The sequence below is a fragment of the Brachybacterium sp. FME24 genome, assembly GCF_014897705.1.
GTDB lineage: Bacteria > Actinomycetota > Actinomycetes > Actinomycetales > Dermabacteraceae > Brachybacterium.
In genome coordinates this window covers 135,883-159,661 of sequence record NZ_JABUXV010000006.1, presented here as the reverse complement: position 1 = coordinate 159,661, position 23,779 = coordinate 135,883, and the positions used below count along the sequence as shown (strand labels likewise).

Below are 23,779 nucleotides of genomic sequence, written 5' to 3'. Positions count from 1 at the left end.
CACCGGAACCCCCGTAGGCTGGGTCCATGAGCACCGATATGTCTCCCGCGGAGCATCCGCGGGCCGCATCGATCGAATCCGGCACCGGCACCGCGCTGGCCACCTGGGTGGACCGGATCGAGCAGGCCGGCGGCCGGGATCTCGACCACACCGCGATCGCGCGCCTGCTCCCTGAGCGCTGGGACATCACCGAGTGGTGGGCCCAGGGCGTCACCGTCACCTACGAGCAGCTCATCGGCCGGCGCGTGGTGGGGCAGAGCTGCGAAGGCGACTTCGCGGCCTCCGCCTCCCGCACCCTGGTGGGGGACCCGGATGCGGTGCGGGCGCGCTGGGATGCCTACATGACACCGGCGCGACGGGCACGACTCGGGCTCGAGGAGCCGAGCCTCACCGACACCGCGACGTGGCGCTACTGGCGCGCAGCGGTGGAGGACGGCACCCGCCTCAGCGTGAACATCACCGCGAAGGCCGCAGCGAAGGGCAGCGCCACTCGTTCCCCCGGCGCCGGCAGCTCCCGGAACCCGCGCAGCACCCTCAGCATCGAGCACAAGGGCCTCGGGAGCGCCGCGGATCGTGACGCCTGGAAGGCTGCTTGGACACGCACCCTCGACGACTTCACGGCTCTCACCGGCCCCGACAGCACCGTCCCCATCAACACCGCCCCCGGCAAGGAGAACAGATGACCGACACCGCCCCGCAGCACTCGCCGACCCCGCAGCTGCCCACCCCCGACGGCACTCGGGACCCCCATCAGTGGCTCGAGGACGTCACCGGCGAGAAGGCCCTGGCCTGGGTCCACGAGCGCAACGCACAGGCGGAGTCCGAGCTCGACGAGGTGCGCGATCCGCGCGATGTCAGCGGCGACCCGCTCGCCGCGACCCTGCAGCGCGAGATCCGCGAGATCCTCGACGCGAAGGACAAGATCCCCGGGGTGGTCAAGCGCGGGGAGTTCCTGTACAACTTCTGGACCGACGCCGAGCACGAGCGCGGGCTGTGGCGCCGCACCACCTTGGAGTCCTACCGCACCGACGATCCCACCTGGGAGATCCTGCTGGACGTCGACGCGCTCAACGAGGCCGAGGGCGAGGACTGGGTATGGCACGGTGCGAGCCTGCTGCGCCCGGTGGGACTCGAGGACGGCGAGCCCTACCGTCGTGCCCTCGTGGATCTCTCCCACGGCGGCTCCGACGCGGACGTCACCCGGGAGTTCGACCTCGAGACCCTCGCCTTCGTCCCCGAATCCGAGGGCGGCTTCTTCCGCCCCGAGGCCAAGGGCGGCCTCAGCTGGATCGACGTCGATACGGTGTGGGTCTCCACCGACTTCGGGAAGGGGACCCTGACCAGCTCCGGCTATGCCCGCCAGGCCCGCTTGTGGACCCGCGGCACCCCGCTGGCGCAGGCGCAGCTGGTGCATGAGGTCGCGGAGAACGACATGGCGGTGTTCGCCGCGCACGACTCCACCCCCGGCTGGGAGCGCGACTGGGTCATCGAGGCGCACGCGTTCTACGACACCACCGTCCACGTCGTCGATCGCAGCCAGCAGCCGCCCGTGCTCAGCACGGTCGAGGTGCCCCGGGACATGGAGGCCAGCGCGCACCGCGACCTGGGCATCTTCAGCCCCCGCAGCGACTGGGAGATCGGCGGCTCGACGTTCCCGTCCGGCTCGCTGGTCGTCGGCGACTTCGAGCGCTTCCAGCGCGGCGAACCCGAGCTGGAGATGCTGTTCGAGCCCACCGACACCACCTCGCTCGAGGGCATGACCATCACCCGCTCGGCCGTCGTGCTGTCGATCCTCGAGGATGTCGTGCACCGCCTCGAGGTGCACACCCGCAACGAGGACGGCGCCTGGGAGCGCCGCGACCTCTACCCCGAGCTGCGTGGATCGATCGGTGTGGCGGCGGTCGACGCCGACGTCAACGACGAGATCTGGGTGAGCGTGACCGGCTTCATCGAACCCACCACGCTGCATCTCGGTGATCTCGCGGAGGTCGCCGCCGGCGGGGACCCGAGCGACCTCGAGATCATCAAGTCCACGCCTGCCCGCTTCGACACGGACGGACTGGACGTCAGCCAGCACTTCGCGACCAGCGAGGACGGCACCCGCATCCCGTACTTCGAGATCTCCCGCACCGACCGCGCGGAGTCCGATGCCCCGGTGCCCACCCTGCTGTACGGCTACGGCGGCTTCGAGATCTCCTTGACCCCGAGCTACCTCGGGGCCATCGGCAAGGCGTGGCTCGAGCGCGGTGGCACCTATGTGCTGGCGAACATCCGCGGCGGCGGCGAGTACGGGCCCCGATGGCACCAGGCGGCGCTCAAGGAGAATCGTCATCGCGCCTACGAGGACTTCTCCGGTGTCGCGAAGGATCTTCTCGAGCGCGGTGTCACCGACCGCGATCACCTCGCGGTGCGCGGCGGCTCCAACGGCGGCCTGCTCACCGGAGCCATGGTCACGCTGTACCCCGAGCTGTTCGGGGCGGTCGTCATCCAGGTGCCGCTGCTGGACATGAAGCGATACAACCAGCTGCTGGCCGGCTATTCCTGGATGGCCGAGTACGGGGATCCGGATACGGACGACTGGGAGTTCCTCCGCACCTTCAGCCCGTACCACCTGCTGCGCGAGGACGTGACGTACCCGCCGACGTTCCTGCTCACCTCCACCCGCGACGACCGCGTGCATCCCGGGCACGCCCGCAAGTTCACCGCCGCGATGGAATCCCTGGGAGCCGACGTGCGCTCCTGGGAGAACACCGAGGGCGGGCACGGCGGAGCGGCCACCAACGAGCAGGCCGCTCGGATGAACGCCCTGCTGTACACCTTCTTGTGGAACACCATCGGCCGGGGCACCGAGGAGCAGGCGTGAGCCCGAACCACCGCGCGGAGCCGGGGGAACCCGCGGCCGGCCCAGCCTCCGCCGACGTCCCGAAGGTCCCGGACGAGCTCGACATCCTGGTGGACCGTCTCGCCGACGAGCAGGCCGCGGTCGAGGCGGACAGCGGCGATGATGCCTTCGCGACGCTCCCGGGAAACCGCCCCGTGCCCCCGGCCGTCGCCGCGGAGACGGAGACTCTCCAGGGCTTCCTCGACCTCCACCGCGCCACCGTCATCTGGAAGGCCACGGGTCTCAGCGATGAGCAGGCCGCGACGCGCCTGGTCGGTTCCGGGACGACGGTCACGGGCCTGGTCCGGCACCTGGCCAATGCCGAGCGCTACTGGTTCCGCGAGTTCATGGGCGGGGTCCCGCAGGAGCAGGTCGACTACACCCGGTATGAGCAGTCCGGACCGCACGCCGAGTGGGCCGTTGCGCCTGACGCCTCCCTCGATGCCGCCCTCGCCGACTATGCGGCCGCGACCGAACTGTCCCGCACTCAGCTGCACGGACGGGATCTTGACGAGGAGATCAGCGACGGGGAGCACCTGCGCAGCGTGCGGTGGGTGCTCACCCACATGGTGGGGGAGACCGCCCGCCATGCCGGCCACCTCGACGTGCTCGCGGAGCTGCTGGACGGTCGGACCGGCGAGTGAAGCTTCCACTCCTGCGTTCCGCTGACCTCTTCGACCGTCCCGCGCAGGACGATCTGCTGCAGATCCGCAACGACCTGATGACGGTCTACCGCGAGATCTCCGCCGACGACGAGCGACTGTTCCCGCTGCGCTACGCCCGCACGGTCCCGCGCCGCCCGCGGCCGGGCCGGGGCATCCGGGCCTCCGCGCCGGCGGCCGAGGAGGCCGACGCCACGGCCCGAACCGCGAGCGCTCAGGCCCCGGTGCTGCTGATCCCTGACGGCCCCGATCGGGCGTCGGTGCTGCCGTACGACGTGCTGCGACGCAATCTCGCCGGACGCGGCCTGGACGTGCTGATGATGGAACATCGCGGTGTGGGGCTCTCGCGCCTGGACGCCGCCGGGGACGACCTCCCCGCCCATGCCATGACGCTGCGTGAGGTGATCCGTGATCTGCTCGCGGTGCTGGACCACGCCCGGGTTCCGCAGGTCGCGGTCTACGGCGTCGGATACGGCGCGTACCTGGCACAGGCGCTCGCCGTCCTCCACCCCGAGCGGGTGCATTCACTGGTGCTCGACTCGCCGTTGACCAGCGCCGACGACGAACGCATCGCGCAGGCGACACTTCGGGCCCTGTACTGGGAGGGCACGAACCCCGCGACCTCCACGACCGCCTCCGCCCTGCGCCGACTGTCCCGGGACGGCACGGTCGACGCCCACCGTGCGGGGCCGATCCTGCTCGCCGTCCACGAGCATGGCGGCCCGTCGGCGGTGCGCGACCTGGTGGACCTGCTCGCGCTGGGCCGCGGCCAGCTGACCTGGAACAGCGTGCGCCAGGTGCTCAACCAGGGATGGTTGCAGTCTACGCCGTACGTGATGGAGTACGACCTGACCGCGCGGATCGCGCACACGGAGCTCGGGAGGGGCCATCACGCCGACGGCGGCCCCCTGGACCCGCTGATCATCTCCGGCGAGCACACCCGTGCGGTGCCGCCCTTCACCGGAGAGGTGCTGGACCTGCATGCGCTCGCCCCCGCGATCACTGCCGCGACCCTCGTCATCGCCGGCTCGCAGGATCTGATCGCCCCACCCCGGATCGCCAGGGACCTGGCCGAGAGGATCCCGGGCGCGCGGCTGCTGGAGGTTCCCGGGGCGGGCCATTCGATGCTCGACACCCGCAGTCAGATCACGCAGATCGCCGCGCGCTGGAGCGCCTGCGGGACAGCGCATCTGCTGCCCGAACGAGCGGCCGAGCTCGCGGCCCTGCCCGCGACGCCGACGGATCAGGCGCTCTCGCGAGGACTCCAGATCGCCCTCGCGGCGGAACGATACTCGCCGTGGCGACTGTGGGTGGAGTCGGCGAAGGCGAAACGGGAGCAGGCCCAGGTCGATCCCCGGGCCCGCCGTACCCGCCACGTGAAGATGGACTGATGTCGACGTCGCTGCTGGTGCCGCTGTGACGCGTCGCGGACGCGGTTCCCTTCTCCGGGCGACGCGTTTACGCTGAGATGCACAGGACCAGCAGGTCGGATGCGGGCAGGACCGACTCGCCGGCACCGGTACAGGTACTGGCGCAGGCAGAGGAACAGGGGGAGAGCGTCCATGCGCAGACGAGTGACGGGCATCCGCAGCGTTGATCCGCTGCGGTCGCGACCGCGGGCCGGCATCGCCCTGGCTGCCGCGAGCGTCGCTGCCGTCGGCGCCCTCTCAGGATTCGGCGTCGCCGGCGTCGGCCCCCTGGCCGCGCTCGCCGGGGACCCCGATCAGGCCGCCACGACTGCGACATCTGAGACCGTGCCGTCCGATGGCGGCGGTGAAGCGACCGACCCGCAGAACTCGCCGACGGCGGTCGATCCCTCGCCGACCGCCGAGGAGACCGACGCGGAGAGCCCCACCGCCGAGGAGACCGAGGAGCCCGCACCCGAGGACGCCGTCGATCCCACGCCGGCAGAGCCCGCCGAGCCCACCGCCGTGGACCCCCCGGAGACCGAGGACAGCTCGACCGGGAACAGCGGAGGTCGTGAGGAGACGCCCCAGGGCGGCTCGGGCGGAGACTCTCAGGACGAGGGCGGGAGCACCGGCGGGAGCGGTGGTTCGACACCGCCCGCGCCCTCCGAGACGACCCCGCCCTCCGAGACGACCCCGCCCTCCGAGACGACCCCGGAGGATCCGGAGAACTCGCCGACGGAGGACCCGGACACCTCGCCCTCCCCGGAGGAGACGACGGGGGAGTCGACGGACCCTGAGCCCCCGACGGAGTCTCCGACGACGGACCCCGAGCCCCCGACGGAGTCTCCGACGACGGACCCCGAGCCCCCGACGGAATCTGAGTCGCCGACGGATTCTGAGTCGCCGCCGATCACGGTGACCCCGACGGCGACCTCGACGGTTACGGAACCCCCGACGGAGACCCCGACTGACCCTGGGAACTCGACGGAATCCGCAGACTCGACATCGACGGTCCCTGAACCGACGTCGACGTCGAACCGGGGAACCGAGTAGGTCACGCCCCGACCCGGCGGCCCCGTCAGGGGCGGCAGGCGACGGTGAAGCCTCCGTTCTCGTACACGGTCTCGTAGCTCGCGCCCCAGGTCTGCTGTGCCCACACCGTGATGTCCGCAGGAGGCCTGTTGGCCCAGGAGAAGGCGTACTGATCGCTCAGCACACAGTCGGGGGCGCGCGTATTGGGGCCGTGGATCCACTGCACGTCGTGATCCGGGACGGCCTGGGCCATCAGCGTGATGTCGACGGAGAGCACAGAGCCGTCGGGCACGGCTTCGAGGGCCGCGGCGGCGGGCTCGGCCCTCCAGGTGCGCTCCCACTGGTCGGGGCGGACGATGTCCAGCAGCGGCATCGCGCCGGCCAGCATCAGGGTGACCACGGCCGAGGCGGCGACCGCCGTGACCCGGATCCGGCGCGCCGGGATCGGGGCGTCGAGGCGCAGCCAGGCGGCGGCGTGAGCTGTGCGGCGATCACCGAGGGCGTCCAGCATCGCCGCGAGCGCGATCGGCATGAGCACCGCGTTGTAGTGCCAGTACCAGTCCCAGTAGAAATCGACGGTGCCGGTGAAGCGCCAGGCCAGGGTGGGCAGCATCAGGGCGATCAGCGGTGAGCGGCCCCCGATGAGTCCTGCGGCGAGCAGCAGCATGAGCACGGTCAGCCACTTCACGGGCGGCCAGAACACCTCCAGCGGCGAACCGAGGTTGTCGGTGTAGTCGTACTGGCCGGCGGTGTTCAGCAGCGGCAGGATCACGAAGGTCGACAGGACGAACCAGCCCGCACCCCAGCCGGCGAGGCCCAGTCCCTCGAGCCGGTGCGAGCGGTGCCGCAGCGCGATGAGCCCACCGAGCAGGGCGACCGTGAGCCCGAGGTCCTCCTTCACCAGCACCAGGGGTGCCGCCCACAGGATCGCGGCCAGTGGGCGCTCGCGCAGCAGGGCGGTCAGCGACAGCGCCAGCAGCGGCACGGCGAAGGCGATCTCGTGGAATTGCACGGAGGCCGCCGCCTGCAGGCCGAAGGAGAACACGTACGCCGCGCCGGCGAGAGAGCCCAGTGCGGGCCCGAGCCGGTCGATCGCGAGGCGGGTCAGGGGGATCGCGGAGATCCCGAACAGCAGAGCCTGGGTCCACAGCAGTGCCTCCCCGGAGGGCCATACCCACCACACCGGAGCCAGCAGTGCCAGGATCGGGTGGAAGTGGTCGCCCAGAAGATTCACCTCGTCGCCCTTGATGGGGACGATGGGGGCGCGGAACTCTCCGTAGGCCCGCGCGAGCTGAGTGAAGATCCCCAGGTCCCAGGACCGCGCGACGAGGTTCCGGAACTGCTGGGTGCCGAGCAGCCCATAGGCGGCGGTCGCGAGCACGGCGAGCAGCGGCGGCACCACGCGCCGGGCGATCTCCACCGCAGGGGCAGGCACGGCGCGGGTGCGCCGCACGGGGCGAGCAGTGGCGTCGGGGGTCACGGGGCGAGGGTATCCGGCCCTGCGGAGCGGAGCGCGACGGGCCGTCGTTGCACGATCGTGGCCGACCATCTCGGTGATATGGCCCACGCCGAGCCCCATTGCGTGGTGAGATGCGCAGTGCCGGTGCCCGCCGGATACCCGGGCGCAACGATGCGCAGTGCACCGTCCGTCCCATCCCCGGAGGATTACTTCGATGTCCGTCAACCATCCTGTCCTGGCGCGGTCGCGCGCAGTGCTCGCGGCCGCAGCCGGCGCGACGCTCGTCGCCGGCCTGCTCGTGGCCCCACCAGCTCTCGCCGACGGCGGAGACCCCCAACCACTCGGCTCCGCCTCCGATCTCGGGGTCGAGGCCCCGGCCCCGGACGAGGTCCTGGACGCATCCCCGGCGGCTATCCCGGGCCGTTGGCTCGTCGAGGTCGAGGGCGAGCCGGTTCTGCGAGGCGGCACCCGCGCAACCAACTCCTCGGCGCAGGACGCCGTCAGCACCCGCGCGGAGGCCGCCTCGATCCCGCTCACCGTTGAGGAATCCTTCGTCCAGGGCTGGAACGGCATGTCGGTGGAGATGGACGACACCGACGTGGCGAAGCTGCGCGACGTCCAGGGCGTCAGCGCCGTGTACCCGGTGCTGGAGGTGTCGGCCCCCGTACCGTCCGACTCCGCCCCGGAGGACGTGTACGGCAATGCGATGACCGGGGTCGACCAGGTGCAGGAGGTGGATGGTCTCACCGGTGAGGGCGTCACGGTCGCCGTGATCGACTCCGGGATCGACTACAACAACCCTGACCTCGGGGGCTCCGGCGTCGACGACGAGACCGCGGACTTCCCGAACGACCGTGTGGTCGGCGGGTACGACTACGTCGGTGACGACTACGACTCCAGCAACGGAGTCCCCGTGGCCCCCGACGACTATCCCGATGACTGCGGCGGCCACGGCACCCACGTCGCGGGCATCGTCGGCGCCGACGGCGAGGTGACCGGCGTCGCGCCGGAGGCGGACTTCCTCGCCTACCGGATCTTCGGCTGCGACGGCACCAGCAGCACCGACGTGATCCTCGAGGCGATGGAGCAGGCGCAGACCGACGGCGCCGACATCGTGAACATGTCCCTCGGCGCCAGCTTCATGACGTGGCAGGACTACCCCACGGCGCAGTTGACCGATGCACTCACCGCGAACGGTGTCACCGTCGTCATCTCCGCCGGCAACGAGGGGACCGCAGGGACCTTCTCCAGCGGAGCCCCCGGCGTCGCCTCCGACGCCATCACCGTCGCTTCGGTGGACAACACCCATCTGCGCACGCCGTATGCCACGGCGGCCGACGAGGAGCGTGCGTATTCGGCCGCGACCGGCGGCCCGGCGGCGCCCACCTCCGGAGAGCTCGCGCTGATCCCGGCCGGTGCCCCGGGATCGGAGGCCGGCCAGGCCTGCGATCCCGCCGCCGTCGCCCCGGCCTCCGGGGCGGGCGAGGCCCTGCTCGTCGAGCGCGGGGTCTGCTCGTTCCACGAGAAGGCGCTGGCGGGTCAGCTCGCCGGCTACGACGCCGTGATCCTCTACAACAATTCGCCCGGTGCCGTGAACCCGTCGGTCGAGGGCGACCCCGCGATCACGGTCCCGGTCGTCATGATCGGTCAGGCCGACGGTGCGGCCCTGCAGGAGGCGCTCGCCGCCGGTGAGGTGACGTGGACCTGGCAGCAGGGCACCACCGTCGTCGAGAACGCGACCGGCGGGCTCGTCTCCGACTTCTCCTCGTACGGGCTCACCGCAGAACTGGCCCTCAAGCCGGACGTCGCAGCTCCCGGCGGCTCGATCTGGTCGACCGTCCCTCTCGAACAGGGCGGCCACGGCTCGAAGTCGGGCACCTCGATGGCGGCTCCGCACGTCGCGGGCGCTGCTGCACTGCTCCTGGAGTCCGATTCGACCCTCGAACCCCATGACGTGAAGTCCGCGATGATGAACACCGCGGATCCGCTGACCTGGTCGCTGATGCCGGATCAGGGCTACCTCGAGCCGGTTCACCGCCAGGGTGCGGGCCTGCTCGACATGGTCGAGGCCACGCATTCGACCACGACGGTCGAGGAACCGTCCATCTCGCTGGGCGAGGGCGAGAACGGGCCGCAGGCGGTCACGGTGAGCGTCACCAACGACTCCGACCAGGACCGTACCTACGACGTCGGCGTCCGCCACGGCATCGCCACCGGCGCCCCCACCTTCGACCCGACGTTCTACACGGCCGAAGGGATCGCCGAGCCCTCGGCGTCGACCGTGACGGTGCCCGCCCGCGGCACCGCGGAGGTCAGCGTGACGCTCGGCGAGGACTTCGGCGAGGACGGCATCATCTACGGCGGCTGGGTGACCCTCACCGGAGCCGACGATGATCTCGTGGTCCCGTTCGCGGGCCTCTCCGGTGACTATCAGGCCCTTCCGGTCCTCGATGACCAGGGCATGGGTCTGCCTTCGCTCGGGGTCAGCGATGGCGCGGGCGGCGTGCTGCTGGACCCGGAGGGCGGGAGCACCTACACGATGCAGCAAGGGGACGTCCCCTACCTCGCGTACTACTTCTCCTACCCCGTCGAGACGATGGAGATCCGTGCCTACGAGGTGAAGAAGAACGGGACGATGAAGGTCGTCAACCCGTCCGTCGGCCTGATCGACTCCGCCGATCATCTGGGTCGTTCCGCGGAACCGGAGGTCTTCGCCTGGGACGGCAGCTACGCGCTGAAGAACGAGAAGTCCAAGACCGTGAAGAACGGGGACTACGTCCTGGAGATGCGGGTGCTGAAGCCCCTCGGTGATCCGGAGAACCCGGAGCACTGGGAGGAGTTCACCTCCCCGCAGTTCACCATCTCGAATCCGGCCCCGGGCAAGCCCGGCGCGCGCTGAGCCGGACCCCTCGCGTGGGCGGCGGCACCCGGGGGATCGGGCGCCGCCGCCCACGACCACGTCGGGCCCGCCGGGACGGGCTGTGGCCGAGGGAGATCACCGCGAGAGGATCCAATCCAGGTCGAGTCGAGCGAAGGTGATGGCCTCATCCTGCGCCTCGTACAGGAGACCGTACTCGCCCCTGCCCAGTGCGATCAGCACCGAGTACGCACAGGCGCCGGGCTGGAAGACACGCTTGCGCTCCCAGGTGGCACCGTCGTCGGTCGAGATCTCGATGGTGCCCCGCTCGCGCGAGTTGGGCACGTGATCCGCATGGGAGAACAGCAGCACCTTCGCTGTGTCCGAGCCCTGCGGGGCGTCCGGATACGCGCGGGTGATGTGCGCGTTGTTGCCCGGGTCCACGAGGCTCGGGTCGCGGTGGAGGTCCTCCCAGGTCTGTGCGCCGTCGTGGCTGAGCGCCACCCAGCGGTGCCCGGTGCGCACGTGCTCGCGAGAGTTCATCATCAGCGTGCCGTCGGAGAGCTCGACGACCTTGTTCTCGTCCATCTCGGAGCCCACAGGAGTGCCCATCGTCCAGGTCTCGCCGTGGTCGTCGGAGTAGACGGAGTATGCCTGGACGATCTCGTCGTCCCCCGTGCCGCGGAAGAACCCGGCGTACTGCTGGACCAGGCGCCCAGTGTGCTTCCCGTAGCGCAGCTGGATGCCGGCGCCGGAGGTCGCGAAGGTCGCGCGACAGTCCGCGGGCTTGACGACTTCCGTCATCGAACGGTGCTCCCAGGTCTCGCCGCTGTCGTGGCTGACGGACACGGCGGCGCTGAGCACCTGACGGTCCTCGTCGTCGTTGCCGTACTGCGATCCCCACACACCCTGGTCCTTGGAGAACACGTGGAAGTTATAGATGATCCCGGCCTCCGTGTCCACCACGTAGGAGGGGTCGGAGTAGCCGAGCTTCTCGCCGGGGACCTCGGACTCGAAGCCCTGGTGGACGACGGTCGGCTCCTCCCAGGTGCGCCCGCCGTCCCGTGAACGGCGTTGCCAGATGGAGTTCGGGGCGGGCGCGTCCCCGAACTGCGGCCGCCCGTCGAATCCGGCCAGCAGATCGCCGTTGGGGGCCACGGCGAGGGCGGGGATGCGGAAGTTCGCCACCCCGTAGTCGCCGGGGGCCGCGAGGACCTGCTCCTCGTAGATGCCGTGGCGGGTGCCGTGCTCCTTGGCGGGCGGCAGGGCGGCCGCCGATACGGCGCCGGCTCCGAAGGCGGTCAGGGCGGTGGCTGTGCCGAACAGTCCTCGTCGACTCATGGGCATGTCCATCGATGGTGCTCCTTCATTGGGGGTGCATTCTTCAGGGTCTCGCCCCGCTGGGTCAGGGGGCGAGGGCGTCGGCGACATCGCCGACGAGAATCGGGGCATGCTCCTCACCGGCATCGGATTGGTGGCCGATCAGGCGCACCGGCGCGCCGCTGCCCGGTGATCCGCAGGTCGGACGGGGCACAGCCGGTGAAGGTCCAGACGCTCGCGGGCAGATCGCGGGCGCTCTGCGGGTTGCCTTCCATGGGTCTCCGTTCGGCGGTGAACAGGTGCAGCGGTCAGGACGTAGCTCTACAGGAGCTCCACCGATGCCACGGCGTCGCGGAACCAGGTCGTGATGCTGGTGGGGTGCGTGATCGCGGTGCCGACGACGACGGCGAACGCCCCCGTCTGCCGGGCGGCGGCGGCCTGGGCGAGGGTGTGCACGCGCCCTTCGGCGACCAGGACGGAGGATGCCGGGAGCCGGCCGGCGAGTTCGCTCAGCAGGGCGAGGTCGGGGCCGTCGGTCTTCTCCCGGGCGCCGGTGTACCCGGCCAGGGTGGTGCCGATGAGCTCGATCCCGAGGTCTGCGGCGATCAGCGCCGATTCCACGCTGTCGCAGTCGGCCATCAGCGGGCCGTCGAAGCGCTGACGCACCGCCTCGACGGTCTGGGCGAGGGTGCGGCCGTCGGGCCGGGGACGGGTGGTGCCGTCCAGGGCGAGGATGTCGGCCCCGGCGTCGATCACCGCGAGGCAGTGCTCGAGGGTGGGGGTGATGAACACGCCCTCGGCGCCGTCCTTCCAGATCCCGATCACGGGGACATCCACGATGCCCGCGACCTGCTCGATGTCCGCGAGACCCTGCGCGCGCACCGCGCTCGCCCCGCCGCTCTCCACGGCCGCGGCAACCCGCGCCATCGTGCCGGGATCGCGCATCGGTTCCCCCGGGTAGGCCTGGCAGGACACGATCAGCGTGCCCTCGAGAGGAGCGATCAGGGGATGCATGCGGAACCTTTGACTCAGTGAGCGGGAGAGCGGACTCGGGGGATGTGCAGTGCGGAGTGCGCCGCGCGAAGCCGGAAGATCGTCCAGGGCGCGGGCGGCGGCGCCCAGCAGTGCGGCGTGGGTGCCGGCGCTCGCCGTCAGCACCGGGGTGGATGCGACGACGTCCATCGCGTCGTGGGCGATGCCGTCCTCCAGCGCCGCGAGCCAGGGGCCCTGGACCTCGGCGACGCCCCCGGTCACGGCGACGACATCGACGTCCAGGGTGTTCAGCAGCCCGCCGATCACGCGGCCGGTCGCGAAGCCCGCGACCCGGTACGCCTCCAGCGCCGCCGGATCGCACTCCTGGGCTGCGCGCGCAAGGCTGTGTCCGTCGGTGAGGGGAGGAGCGGTCGAAGCCCCGGAGCCGGACCCGGCCGTCTCCGCCCGGTGCCGCTGCGCGAGGTGCACGATGCCCGGCCCGGAGGCCAGCCCTTCGAGGTGGCCGATACGCCCGCAGGGACACGGCACGCCCTCGGCTTCGGGGACGGCGAGGTGGCCGACGTGCCCGGCGGCGCCGTGGGAACCCAGGACCGCGGAGCCGTCCACGACGTGGCAGCCGCCGATCCCGGTGCCGACGGCGAGCAGCAACAAGGAGGCATGGTCGCGGCCGACCCCGAAACGGGCCTCGCCGATCCCGTGGGCATGCACGTCGTTCAGTACGCTGACCGGGGCTCCGAACCGCTGGGCGAAGGGACCGCAGACGTCGGTCCCCGCCCACCCGGCCAGGGAGCCGGTCGCATGGGTGACGAGGCCGCGCGCGGCGTCGATCACCCCGGCCGAGGAGATGCCTACGGCGCGGATACCCGTCGCGCCACGTACCTGCGCGGCGAGGTCGAGTGCGGCGCCGAGGATCGCCTCGGGCCCCTCGCCCGCCGGCGTCGCCACCTGTGCCACGCGCTCGATCCGAGGAGTCAGTGCAGTTCCGGCGAGGCCTGCGGTCGCACCAGCGGCGTCGGACGGATCCGCCCCGTGCACCAGGGCGGCGCGGATCTTGGTGCCCCCGATGTCGAGGGCGAGGACCGGGTCAGGCATGGGCGCCGTCCAGCAGACCGGTCTGCTCGAGGATCGCGCGGATCCGGCCCACGGCCTCTCCCTCGATCGGCGACATCGGGACGGTCATGGCATTGGTGGAGATGATGCCGAGCTCGCGCAGCGCCGTCTTGAAGGCCCCGACACCGGCGGCCGGGCCCACCTTGTCGGTGGGCTGGAAGACGATCTCGAACAGGGCGGCCAGGCGGTCCTGCTCCAGGCGCACCTGCTCCCAGTCGCCGGCCTGCGCCGCGCGGTGCATGCGTGTGTACCCGGCAGGATCCACGTTGCCCAGGCCGGGTACGGAGCCGTCGGCCCCGGCGAGGTACGCGCCGTCGACGACGACCTCGTGGCCGGTGAGCAGGGTCAGCGGGGAGCCCGCCGCGCGGTTCGCGGCCGACAGCCGGCGGAAGCCGACGTCGTCCCCGCTGGAGTCCTTGACGCCGGTGATCACTCCGTCGCGTCCGAGCTGCAGCAGCTGGGCAGCGGCGAGCTTCACATGCACGCACACGGGGATGTCGTACGCCCACAGGGGGGCATCCGCGGCGGCTGCGACAGTGCGGAAATGGGTATCGATCTCCTCCGGGCCGGTGATCGCGTAGAAGGGGGCGGTGACCACGTACCCGGAGAGGTCGAAGCGCTCTGCGGCACGGATCTGCTGGATGACGCGGTGGGTCTGGGTGTCGATGACACCGGCGATGACGGGCACCTGGCCGGCGACGACGCCGGTGACGGCCTCGAGCACCTGGGCGCGTCGCGCATCGTCGAAGTAGGCGATCTCGCCGCTGGAGCCGAGCGCGAAGATGCCGTCGACCCCGCCCTCGAGCAGGTGGGCGACGAGGCGCTCGAGCGAGGGGACGTCGAGCTCACCGTCGGCGGTCAGTGGTGTGATCAGCGGCGGGACGACGCCGGTGAGGCCCTCGGACGCGGAGGCGGGCGTGGGGGTGCTGGACTGCGGGGAGGTCATGTCAGGGGTGCTCCTTCGGGAGACGAGTGCTGAGTGGTTCGAGCAGGGTGTGGGGTCGGGCCGTCAGAGCAGCGAGGGGGCGGCGGCGAGGAGGGTGCGGGTGTACTCGTCCTGGGCATCGGTGAAGATCCGCGCGGCGGTGTCGTGCTCGATCACCTTCCCGTGGTTCATGACGATGATCGAGTCGGAGACGAAGCGGACCGTGCTGATGTCGTGGGAGATGAACACCAGGCCCAGGCCCAGCTCGCGCTTGAGGTCCATGAGCAGGTTCAGCACCTGGGCGCGCACCGAGACGTCCAGGGCGCTGGTGGGCTCGTCGGCGACGATGATCTGAGGCTCGAGCGCCAGGGCTCGGGCGATCGCCACGCGTTGACGCTGACCACCGGAGATCTGCCGAGGCAGCACCTCCAGCGCCGATTGCGGCAGGCCCACCAGGTGCAGGAGCTCCTTGACCCGGGCGATCCGGTCCCGTTCCGTGCCGATGCCGTGCACCCGCAGCGGATCCAGGAGCGTCTCCCGCACCGCCAGGCGCGGGTTCAGGGCGGTCGCCGGGTCCTGGAAGACCACCGAGACGGTGCGACCGAGCTCTCGGCGGCGTGCCCGGGAGCGGCTGAAGGGGCGACCGTCGAAGAGCACGCTCCCGCTGGTCACCGGTTGCAGGCCGGTCATCACTCGGGCCAGGGTCGACTTTCCGGACCCGGATTCGCCGACGATGCCGAGCACCTCGCCGCGGCGCACCGACACGCTGACCCCGTCGACGGCGCGGATCGTGTCGGGGTGCAGCAGGCTGCCGGTGCGCAGCTTGTGCACCACGTGCACGTCCTGCAGCTCGATCGTGGGTACTGCGTCCGTGGTCGAACGTGTCGTCTCGGTCATCGCAGGTCTCCTTCGAGAGGCGCGGGAACGGCGCCGGTGCTGGCCACGCGGTGACCGGACTCGCCGATCTCCAGCAGCTTCGGGCGGCGGGCGGGATCGGCCGACGGATCCAGCGAGCGCGGGGCGAAGCGGTCGCCGAGGGCGAAGTCGCGCGGGGAGGGGACGATGCCGGGGACCTGGTGGAGCCGTTCGGCACCGGCCTCGATCGACAGCACCGATCCCAGCAGCCCACGGGTGTACTCGTGGCGCGGGTCCATGAGCATCTCGTGCTGGATGCCCTGCTCGATCACCTGGCCCGCGTACATGACGGTCACGCGGTGGGCGAGCTGGGCGACCAGGGCGAGGTCGTGGCTGACGAACACCATCGCGAAACCGAGCTCCTCGCGCAGGGAGTTCAGCAGCTCGACGACCTGCTTCTGCACCGTGACATCGAGCGCGGTGGTGGGCTCGTCGGCGATCACCAGCGTCGGATCGCGGGTCAGCGCCATCGCGATCAGCACGCGCTGTCGCTGGCCACCGGAGAGCTCGTGCGGGTAGGCGGCCAGGGTGCGCTCGGGGTCCAGGCCCACCAGCTCCAGCAGGTCCCGAGCGTTGCGGGTGCCGCCGCGGCTGGTCAGCTGTGCGAGCTGCGAGCGGATCAGCATCGAGGGGTTCAGAGAGCTCAGCGCGTCCTGGTAGATCATGGCGATCTCGTGCCCGCGCAGGGCATTCATCTGCTTCTGCGACACGGACAGCAGGTCGGTCCCACCCAGCATCACCGTGCCGCTGACGCGCGCGGTGCGCGGCAGCAGCCCCATGATCGCGAGGCTCGCGACCGACTTGCCGGATCCGGATTCCCCGACCAGGCCCATGGTCTCGCCGGGCCGGACCTGGAAGGAGACGCCGTCGAGGATGTCGACCTCGCCGTGCGCCTCCGGGAACGAGACGCGCAGATCCTGGACGTCCAGCAGCGGGGGCACGGAACTGTCAGCCACGGGCCGGGCCGGGCGCGACCGCTCGGCCGCGCGCAGGGAGGCCAGGGAATCCAGCAGCAGACGCTGCGCGGTCGCCCGGTCGGTCGCGCCGAGCGCCTCGTGGGACTCGACGGACTGATTCGACTCATGGGGCTCGGCGGACTCTGCTGCTTCGGCAGCTGCGACGTCGACCGTCGCCTTGATGCGCGGGCTGGCCATGGCGTCGGTGAGCCCCTCGGAGAGGATGTTCAGGCCGAGCACGGTCAGCAGGATCGCGAGGCCGGGGAAGAACGTCGGCCACCAGTAACCGGCCAGCAGCAGCTGCTTGCCATCGGCGAGGATGTTGCCCCACGACGGGGCCGGTGGCTGCACCCCGGCGTTGATGAAGGACAGCGACGCCTCCAGGACGATCGCGTCGGCCACCAGCACGGTCGCGAACACCATGATCGGCGCGATGCAGTTGCGTGCGACATGCTTGAGCAGGATCCACGAGGTGGAGGCGCCCATGACCTGGGAGGCCGCGACATAGTCCTCACCGAACTGGGAGAGCACATTGGCGCGCACCACCCGCGCCAGCTGCGGCACGTAGAGGAAGCCGATGGCGAAGATCAGCACCGGCAGCGAGGTGCCGAACACGGCGACGAACACGGCGGCCAGGGCGATGCCCGGGAACGACATGATCACGTCGAGCACTCGCATCAGGATCTCCGAGGGCATCTTCGCGGCGGTCGCGGCGAAGGAGCCCAGCACGGTGGCGGCGACCAGGGCGCCGGCGGTCGCCGCCAGGCCGATCAGCAGCGAGGACCGGGCGCCATGGGAGACGCGCGAGAAGATGTCCCGGCCGATGGCGTCCGTGCCCATCCAGTGCTCCGCGCTCGGCGGCAGCACGGGGGTGCCGCTGGCGAGGGGGCTGTACGAGCTCGTCAGCGGCGCGAAGATCGCGATCAGGGCGAGCAGCGCCAGGAACACGACCGCGAAGCGACTGGGCAAGGGCAGGGAGGTGAAGGAGGCCAGCGGGCTGCCGCTGACGGACTGGAGGCGGGATCCGAGCTTCGGTCGCATGTCAGACGCTCCTGATGCGGGGATTGACGACGACGTACAGGACGTCCACGGCGATGTTGACCACGATGAAGGCGATCGCGACCACGAGGGTCACGCCCTGCACCAGGAACACGTCGTTGCGGGTGACGCCGTCGAGGATGAGCTGGCCCATGGCCTGGATGTTGAAGATGATCTCGATGATCACGGCGCCGCCCATGAGGTAGCCGACGCGCAGGCCGAGCACCGTGATCGGGGTGATCAGGGCGTTGCGCAGCACGTTGCGGCTGATGACGATCGAGTAGGGGACACCGGCTCCCACGGCGGTGCGCACGTAGTCGCGGTCGAGTTCCTCGACCATGGCGGTGCGGACCACGCGGGTGAGGGAGCCGGCCACGGGGATGGCCAGGGCCAGGGCCGGCAGCGCGATGTTGCGCAGGTAGGTGCCGGGGTCGTCGAAGAGTCCGACCCAGCGGGTCACCAGGGCGGGGAAGATGCCCCAGCCGCCGGGGATCTCCCCGAGCCACTGGATCATCAGGATCGCGAGCCAGAACGACGGGGTCGCCAGGGACGCGACGGTGAACACGCGGATCGCCTGGTCCACCCACCGGTCACGGAACAGGGCGGCCAGCACGCCGAGGATCGCAGCGATCACGATCGCGATCGCGAGCCCCAGGAAGGTCAGCTGCAGGGTGATCGGGAAGGCGCGGGCGACCACGTCGGTGACGGGGACGTTGCCACTGCTGGTGCCCAGGTCTCCGCGCACCAGGCCGGCCAGGAAGGTGAAGTAGCGCAGCCAGATCGGGTCGTTCAGGCCGTTGTTCTCGCGGTAGAGGTCGAGGGCCTCCGGCGAGGCGGACTCGCCGAGCGCGAGGCGCGCGGGGTCCGAGGGCGAGAACGACATGATGACGAACACCATCAGGGTGACGCCGAGGATCATCAGCGGCAGCGCGATCAGGCGCCGCCCGATGAGTCGGACGAGTTGGGACACGAGGTCCTCCGTGGGTCGAGCTGTGGGTCAGGACAGTAGGTACGGCGGGGCCGACGCAGGACGGCCGTCGGGTCTCGGCGGGCCGAGCGCGAGGCAGGACGGAGCGGCGCCGTCCCGCCTCGCGGAGGTCAGGCCGTCTGCGTGGACGCGACGTCGATGAAGCTCAGCCCGGTCAGCGAGATCGGCTTGAAGTCCACCAGCGTGGTGGGGGCCCAGGCCGTGGGGGCCTTGCGGTGGAACAGTGGATACAGCGGGACCTCGTTCGACAACAGGTCGAACAGCTGGCCCCAGACGGTCTCCTGCTCGGCCGCGTCAGCGGTCTCCAGGCCCTGGGTGAGCAGGTCCTGGACCTCCGTGTAGGAGTCCTGACCCTTCCAGTGCATGCGGGTGTCGGTCCAGACGTCGCCGCCGTACCACCAGCGCATCAGCAGGTCGGGGTCGTTGCCGAACACCGAGGGGTCGCCGGGAGCGATGACCACGTCGTAGGAGTCCGGGTCCGAATCGATCGTGTTGTAGACGTCGGCGGACTGCTTCTGCTCGAAAGTCACCTCGATGCCGAGCGCGGTGAGGGACTCCTGGATGATCGGGGTGACCTGCTGGACCCAGCCGTGGTCGGTGACCAGCATCCGGAAGGAGGTCAGCCCGGTCTCGGCGAACAGGGACTTCGCCTTGTCCGCGTCCAGGGAGTAGACCGTCGAGGCCTCCTTGTGGTTCGGGTGGTCCGTCTGCACGAAGCAGCTGGCGGGTTCCGCCTGGCCGCTCAGACCGGTCTCGATGACCTTGTCCATGTCGATCGCGTAGAGGAAGGCCTGCCGGTTCTTGAGGTCGTGGAACGGATTGGACTCCGCGTTGTTGAACATCGCGAACAGCAGGCCGAAACCGCCGACGGACTCGACCTGGCCGGACCCCTTGAGCTGGTCGATCGACAGGTAGGGGACGGAGTCGATCGACTGCACGGTGCCGGACTGGAGGGCGTTGGTGCGCGTCGCGGCGTCGGGGATGATCTGCCAGCTCATGGTGGCGCCCTTCGCGGGCATATCGCCGGTGTAGTCGTCGAATCGTTCGAACTCGACGACCTTGGACGCGGCTCCGTTGTCCGTCATCTTCCAGGGACCGGTCCCGATCGGGTCCGAGTCGAACGCCTTGGCGTCGGCCTCGACGGCGGCCTTCGGCACGATCTTCACGGTGGACAGCCGGTCGGCGAACACGCCGGTGGGAGCGGTCAGGGTGAAGGTGACGGTGGTGTCATCCTTCGCGGTGACCGAGTCGATGAACGGGATGAACTGCGCGTAGAGCGAGGCGTTCGCGGGGTCCATCACGCGCTCGAAGGAGAACACCACGTCGTCGGTCGTCACCGGCGTGCCGTCGTGGAAGACCGCGCCCTCGCGCAGGGCGACGTCCACGGAGGTGCTGTCGGCGGAGGGGACCTCGGTGGCCAGCGCCGCGTAGACCTCACGGGTCACGGGATGCAGCTCGGTCAGGCCCTCGAGGGTGTGCCAGTTGACCGCGACGGTCAGGGCGGCCGACGTCGTCATCGGGTCGTAGCCGTTGGTGCCGAGCTCATAGCTGATGGCGGCGGTGAGGTGGCCGTCCGGGTTCGCCTCACCGGCGGGGGCGCCGCCGGAGTCGGACCCGGTGCCCGCTTCGGAGTCGCGAGGAGCACAGGCACCGATGCCTGCGACGAGGCCGGCAGCGCCGGCGAGGGCGGCGGAGCCGCGGAGGAAGCTGCGTCGGCCGAACCGATCGATGGAGGTGGTGATCACCGTTGATGCCATCCCTTCAGTGGGTGGTCCCGACGCCCGTGGCGTCAGGGTCGTGGGGAACCCGTCCTCGCGACTCGACGGGATATCCGCCACCTCGCGAAGATCAGACGTATGATGTCTGATGACTCGGGAGAGTACAGGACCTGAGCCGTGACCGCCACTGCCGCAGTGAAGATCGAGACCAGGTGGTGACCCGTCGGGCCGATCCGAGGCCGACGGGACGAGTCACGGCATGATGGGGCGGACGTCACAGAGCGTGGCAGTACGCCGGGGAGGGGACGACATGGTGCACACCAAACGGGCCGGGAACGGCGCCGTCGAACGGATCCAGGAGCTGATCCTGGCCGAGGCCCTGGTGCCGGGCGATCCGATGCCCACCGAGACCGCGCTGTGCGAGCGCCTCGAGATCTCCCGTTCCTCGGTCCGGGAGGCCATGCGCACGCTCGCCTCGTTGGACATCGTCGAGGTGCGCCACGGGCACGGGACCTTCGTCGGCCAGCTCTCGCTCGCGCCGCTCGTGAACGGGCTGCTGTTCCGAGCGCGACTCGACGACGACAACGACCTGCGGGCCCTGCGGGAGGTCGTGGAGCTGCGCATCGCGATCGACCTCTCCGTCGCGGATCAGCTCGTGGACATCTATCGCGACACCGTGAACCCCGAACTGGAGACCCTGGTGGGCGAGATGCGCTCGCTCGCTCGCACGGGCCAACCATTCCCGGAGGCCGACGCCGCCTTCCACGGCGCCCTGTTCTCGAAGCTGCCCAACAACCTGCTGCGCCAGCTCGCGCAGGCCTTCTGGGAGATCCACACCACCGCCGTGCCGCTGCTGGACATCCCTGCGTCCGAGGACATCCTGGACACCGTCAATGCGCACCAGGCGATGCTCACGGCTCTGGAAGCCGGAGACGCCGAGGCGTATCGCGAGGCTGTGCACGAGCACTATCGGCCGCTGGGTCGCACCCTCGACGCGGCCGGTCGCGCGGCCGCGTCGGTATCGGCGAGATGACCTGGCAGTCGCCGGACGACACCCAGGAGGTGCGGCCGGTATCCGAGCTCGCCTCCCCGTCCCCGCGGGTGCTGCCGTGACCCCGGAGCAGGTCGTCGCCCTCCTGCACGCCCGGCCTTGGGCCGCGCAGCCGTGGGCGCACGATCTCGTCGCCGCCTTTCCCGAGCGTCTGCGCGGAGTGCTGACGCACTGGGGTCTGGAGCTGCGGCAGGTGCATCTGGCCGGCGCCGGACTGCCCGTGCTCGAGGCGGAGCGTCGGCCGGGACCCGCCGGCCCGCAGGACCGACCAGAGGGGCGAGAAAGCCCGGAGGGTGACGCGCAAGCAGGCCGTGGTGTCGTCGTGAAGTTCGGTGGCGGGGGCGCCGACGTGGCGCAGCAGGCTCGGATCCTGGACGCGGCGGACGGGCACGGCTACGTCCGCCTGCTCGCCTACGACCCGCGGCACGACGCGCTGCTTCTCGAGCGGCTCGGTCCGATACTCCCGCAGACCGTCCCCGATCCCGTCGCGCAGACCGATGTTCTCGGCGACCTGCTGCTGAAGGCTTGGGAGGTCCCGCTCGCCGTCGGCATTCCCTTCACCCCGCAGCACAAGGCGCGCTCCCTCCTCGCGATCATCGACAGTGCCCTCGCGGCGGACGGACTCGACTCGCCGCTGCAGGCCCACAATCCTGCCGATATTTGCGCTGACACTCATGCCGACGTGCTCGCCCGGGCCCGGACGCTGGCGCTCGACCTCATCGAGTCACCCTCGCCGCATCAGGTGGTGGTCCACGGTGACCCGCATCCCGCGAACGTCCTGCAGCGAGGCGATTCGCACGTGCTCATCGACCCCGACGGCTTCCTCTGCGAGCCCGAGTACGACCTCGGAGTGGCGCTGCGTGATCACCAGCAGGTCATCGAGGCTCTCGACCGCACCGACGGGCCGGGATCCGGCAGACGCTGGCACGCCGCGCTCGCCGAGCGTCTGGCCGGGCGCGTCGGGCTCGATGCGGAGCGGACCCTGGCCTGGGCGCATCTCGAACGCGTGACGAGTGGGGTCTACCTGAGCCGGCTCGGCTACACCGAGGAGGGCGAGGCGTGGCTGCGGACGGCGCGGCGAGTACTGCGCTGACCGGCCCTGACCCCGCCCCGTCCAGGCGTGGGGTGGGCCTCGCGCCCCGTGGGTCGGACAGGGCGCTACCGTGGTGGTCATGAACGACGCGGATGACCTCGGACAGCTGGCGGGACTGGACATCTTCCTGCCCTCTCCGCCACCGGATGCCGAGACGCAGGAAGCCTTCCTCGACGACGCTGCCGCGCTGGCACTGGACGGCCATCCGATCACCGTCTACCTGCGGGACGAGGATGCCTGGGCTTTCGAGGAGTGCGAACCCGTGCGGGCGCTGCTCGAATCCGCGGGGGATGGTGCGCTGCCGGTGACTCTGCTGGGTCTGGACATCGTGGTCAGCGCGGCCTACCCGACCACGGAGCAGATGACGCGCTTCGCCCGGGCCGGCGTGGAGGCCCGGGAGCGTCGCTCGGCAGCGGCTTCCGCCTGCGGTCCCGGTGGTGCCCCGCTGCCACGCGAGGCCGGCGGATTCGCCGCGCAGCTCATGGGCGCAGCGCCCGCTCCAGCGCTCCCGGCCAGGGGGCCCGAGATCGGCGAGCGCCGGAACCTCATGGGCGGGGACATCGGTGAGGGGCTGCCGCGCACGGCATCCGGCGGGACGACCGGCTGACCTTCACGGCAATCGCACGGCGGTCAGAGCGAGCAGGCCACCCCGTTGAACCCGTGATTGCAGTAGCCACCGGGGTTCTTCTCCAGGAACTGCTGCTGTTCCGGCTCGGCCGTGTAGTAGATGCCGTTCCCGGCCTCGGCCAGGGGCTTCAGCTCCGTGGTGATGCTGCCGCGGCCGGCCTGGTCCAGCGCCTGCTGATAGCGCGTGACGGACTCCTGAACGACCATGCCCTGCGCTGTGGAAGTCCAGTACACGGCGCTGCGGTACTCGGTGCCGACGTCATTGCCCTGGCGGTTCGCGGTGGTCGGATCGTGCTGCTGCCAGAACTGCGTGAGCAGCGCCCGTAGAGTCTCGTCGCCACCGGAGTAGATGACACGGACGGCTTCTGTATGGCCGGTCTTCGCGGAGAAGACTTCTTCGTAGGTGGGGTGAGGCGTGTAGCCGCCGGCGTACCCGGAGGACGTGGTGTGCACTCCTGGGATCTGCCAGGCGATGCGCTCGATACCCCAGAAGCAGCCGCCGGCAAGGATGATCTCCTCGGTGTCCGTCGGCCAGGGGCGCGGATCGATGGGGGAGTCCGGGCCGAGCATGTCGGTGCCCAGCACCAGGTGCTCGCGCGCGAGGGGATAGGGGTACTGGTCCCGACCGGGGAGGGCGTCCTCCGGTGCGACCATGTCCTTCTTGTGCCCGTACAGGAGATCCATCATCTGCCACATGAAGGTCACCGTAGTCCTCGCGGATGGCCTTCGGCAGGCCGCAGGGACG

General features: G+C 70.5%; 19 protein-coding genes and 1 pseudogene. 9 read left to right on the top strand and 11 right to left on the bottom strand.

The features are described 5' to 3' along the window. The first annotated feature begins 26 nt into the window (after window positions 1-26). The 5 genes from INT51_RS08650 to INT51_RS08630 all read left to right on the top strand — a co-directional run bounded on the left by INT51_RS08650 (window position 27) and on the right by INT51_RS08630 (window position 6,005). Complete coding sequence (locus tag INT51_RS08650) at window positions 27-683, top strand: hypothetical protein (RefSeq protein ID WP_193104893.1); 657 nt, start codon at window positions 27-29, stop codon at window positions 681-683. Continuing rightward, a complete protein-coding gene (locus INT51_RS08645) occupies window positions 680-2,863 on the top strand; it encodes a prolyl oligopeptidase family protein (protein WP_193104892.1) in 2,184 nt (727 codons plus the stop codon). The genes INT51_RS08650 and INT51_RS08645 overlap by 4 nt, the downstream gene beginning before the upstream one ends. Further along, window positions 2,860-3,525, top strand: a complete 666-nt coding sequence (locus tag INT51_RS08640) for a DinB family protein (RefSeq protein WP_304502128.1) — start codon at window positions 2,860-2,862, stop codon at window positions 3,523-3,525. Before INT51_RS08645 ends, INT51_RS08640 begins: the two co-directional genes overlap by 4 nt. Next, window positions 3,522-4,934, top strand: coding sequence for an alpha/beta fold hydrolase (locus INT51_RS08635; RefSeq protein ID WP_304502127.1), 1,413 nt, complete (start codon window positions 3,522-3,524; stop codon window positions 4,932-4,934). Before INT51_RS08640 ends, INT51_RS08635 begins: the two co-directional genes overlap by 4 nt. Window positions 4,935-5,105: 171 nt before the next feature. Next, window positions 5,106-6,005, top strand: coding sequence for a hypothetical protein (locus tag INT51_RS08630; protein ID WP_193104891.1), 900 nt, complete (start codon window positions 5,106-5,108; stop codon window positions 6,003-6,005). Window positions 6,006-6,030: 25 nt separating this feature from the next. Here INT51_RS08630 and INT51_RS08625 read toward each other — a convergent pair whose 3' ends face one another. Beyond that, window positions 6,031-7,464 carry a DUF2079 domain-containing protein gene (locus INT51_RS08625; protein WP_304502126.1) on the bottom strand — a complete coding sequence of 478 codons (1,434 nt, stop codon included), beginning with the start codon at window positions 7,462-7,464 and terminating at the stop codon, window positions 6,031-6,033. Between the two features lie 193 nt (window positions 7,465-7,657). On the opposite strand from INT51_RS08625, the gene INT51_RS22660 reads away from it, so the two are divergent. Next, complete coding sequence (locus INT51_RS22660) at window positions 7,658-10,342, top strand: S8 family serine peptidase (RefSeq protein ID WP_193104890.1); 2,685 nt, start codon at window positions 7,658-7,660, stop codon at window positions 10,340-10,342. Window positions 10,343-10,438: 96 nt separating this feature from the next. Here the strand turns inward: INT51_RS22660 and INT51_RS08615 are convergent, their stop codons facing one another. From INT51_RS08615 to INT51_RS08585, 9 genes and pseudogenes are all read right to left on the bottom strand, one after another. Beyond that, window positions 10,439-11,641 (bottom strand): exo-alpha-sialidase, encoded by a 1,203-nt coding sequence (locus INT51_RS08615; protein ID WP_193104889.1) that lies wholly within the window; start codon window positions 11,639-11,641, stop codon window positions 10,439-10,441. A 64-nt stretch (window positions 11,642-11,705) separates the two neighbouring features. Beyond that, complete coding sequence (locus INT51_RS22530) at window positions 11,706-11,834, bottom strand: hypothetical protein (protein ID WP_255509776.1); 129 nt, start codon at window positions 11,832-11,834, stop codon at window positions 11,706-11,708. A 107-nt stretch (window positions 11,835-11,941) separates the two neighbouring features. After that, the gene (locus INT51_RS22190; RefSeq protein WP_226832165.1) at window positions 11,942-12,634 is read right to left on the bottom strand and encodes an N-acetylmannosamine-6-phosphate 2-epimerase; all 693 of its coding nucleotides are present in this window, start codon (window positions 12,632-12,634) and stop codon (window positions 11,942-11,944) included. Window positions 12,635-12,733: 99 nt separating this feature from the next. Further along, window positions 12,734-13,705 (bottom strand): annotated as a pseudogene (locus INT51_RS22185) (ROK family protein); the annotation flags it as partial. After that, window positions 13,698-14,669 (bottom strand): dihydrodipicolinate synthase family protein, encoded by a 972-nt coding sequence (locus INT51_RS08605; protein ID WP_193104887.1) that lies wholly within the window; start codon window positions 14,667-14,669, stop codon window positions 13,698-13,700. The gene INT51_RS08605 and the pseudogene INT51_RS22185, both read right to left, overlap by 8 nt. Before the next feature lie 63 nt (window positions 14,670-14,732). Then, window positions 14,733-15,545: an ABC transporter ATP-binding protein gene (locus tag INT51_RS08600; RefSeq protein ID WP_193104886.1), complete on the bottom strand. Its 813-nt coding sequence runs from the start codon at window positions 15,543-15,545 to the stop codon at window positions 14,733-14,735. Then, window positions 15,542-17,560 (bottom strand): dipeptide/oligopeptide/nickel ABC transporter permease/ATP-binding protein, encoded by a 2,019-nt coding sequence (locus INT51_RS08595; RefSeq protein WP_193104885.1) that lies wholly within the window; start codon window positions 17,558-17,560, stop codon window positions 15,542-15,544. Before INT51_RS08595 ends, INT51_RS08600 begins: the two co-directional genes overlap by 4 nt. Window position 17,561: 1 nt before the next feature. After that, on the bottom strand, window positions 17,562-18,527 hold the full coding sequence (locus INT51_RS08590) for an ABC transporter permease (RefSeq protein WP_193104884.1): 966 nt from the start codon (window positions 18,525-18,527) through the stop codon (window positions 17,562-17,564). A 128-nt stretch (window positions 18,528-18,655) separates the two neighbouring features. Then, complete coding sequence (locus INT51_RS08585) at window positions 18,656-20,290, bottom strand: ABC transporter substrate-binding protein (RefSeq protein WP_304502125.1); 1,635 nt, start codon at window positions 20,288-20,290, stop codon at window positions 18,656-18,658. A gap of 283 nt (window positions 20,291-20,573) precedes the next feature. On the opposite strand from INT51_RS08585, the gene INT51_RS08580 reads away from it, so the two are divergent. The 3 genes from INT51_RS08580 (at window position 20,574) to INT51_RS08570 (ending at window position 23,014) form a co-directional block, all read left to right on the top strand. Continuing rightward, window positions 20,574-21,296 carry a FadR/GntR family transcriptional regulator gene (locus INT51_RS08580; protein ID WP_193104882.1) on the top strand — a complete coding sequence of 241 codons (723 nt, stop codon included), beginning with the start codon at window positions 20,574-20,576 and terminating at the stop codon, window positions 21,294-21,296. A gap of 76 nt (window positions 21,297-21,372) precedes the next feature. Then, on the top strand, window positions 21,373-22,407 hold the full coding sequence (locus tag INT51_RS08575; RefSeq protein ID WP_193104881.1) for an aminoglycoside phosphotransferase family protein: 1,035 nt from the start codon (window positions 21,373-21,375) through the stop codon (window positions 22,405-22,407). Window positions 22,408-22,486: 79 nt separating this feature from the next. Beyond that, window positions 22,487-23,014 (top strand): arsenic metallochaperone ArsD family protein, encoded by a 528-nt coding sequence (locus INT51_RS08570; RefSeq protein WP_193104880.1) that lies wholly within the window; start codon window positions 22,487-22,489, stop codon window positions 23,012-23,014. A gap of 23 nt (window positions 23,015-23,037) precedes the next feature. Here INT51_RS08570 and msrA read toward each other — a convergent pair whose 3' ends face one another. Then, on the bottom strand, window positions 23,038-23,730 hold the full coding sequence (gene msrA, locus INT51_RS08565; protein WP_193104994.1) for a peptide-methionine (S)-S-oxide reductase MsrA: 693 nt from the start codon (window positions 23,728-23,730) through the stop codon (window positions 23,038-23,040). Window positions 23,731-23,779 lie beyond the last annotated feature (49 nt).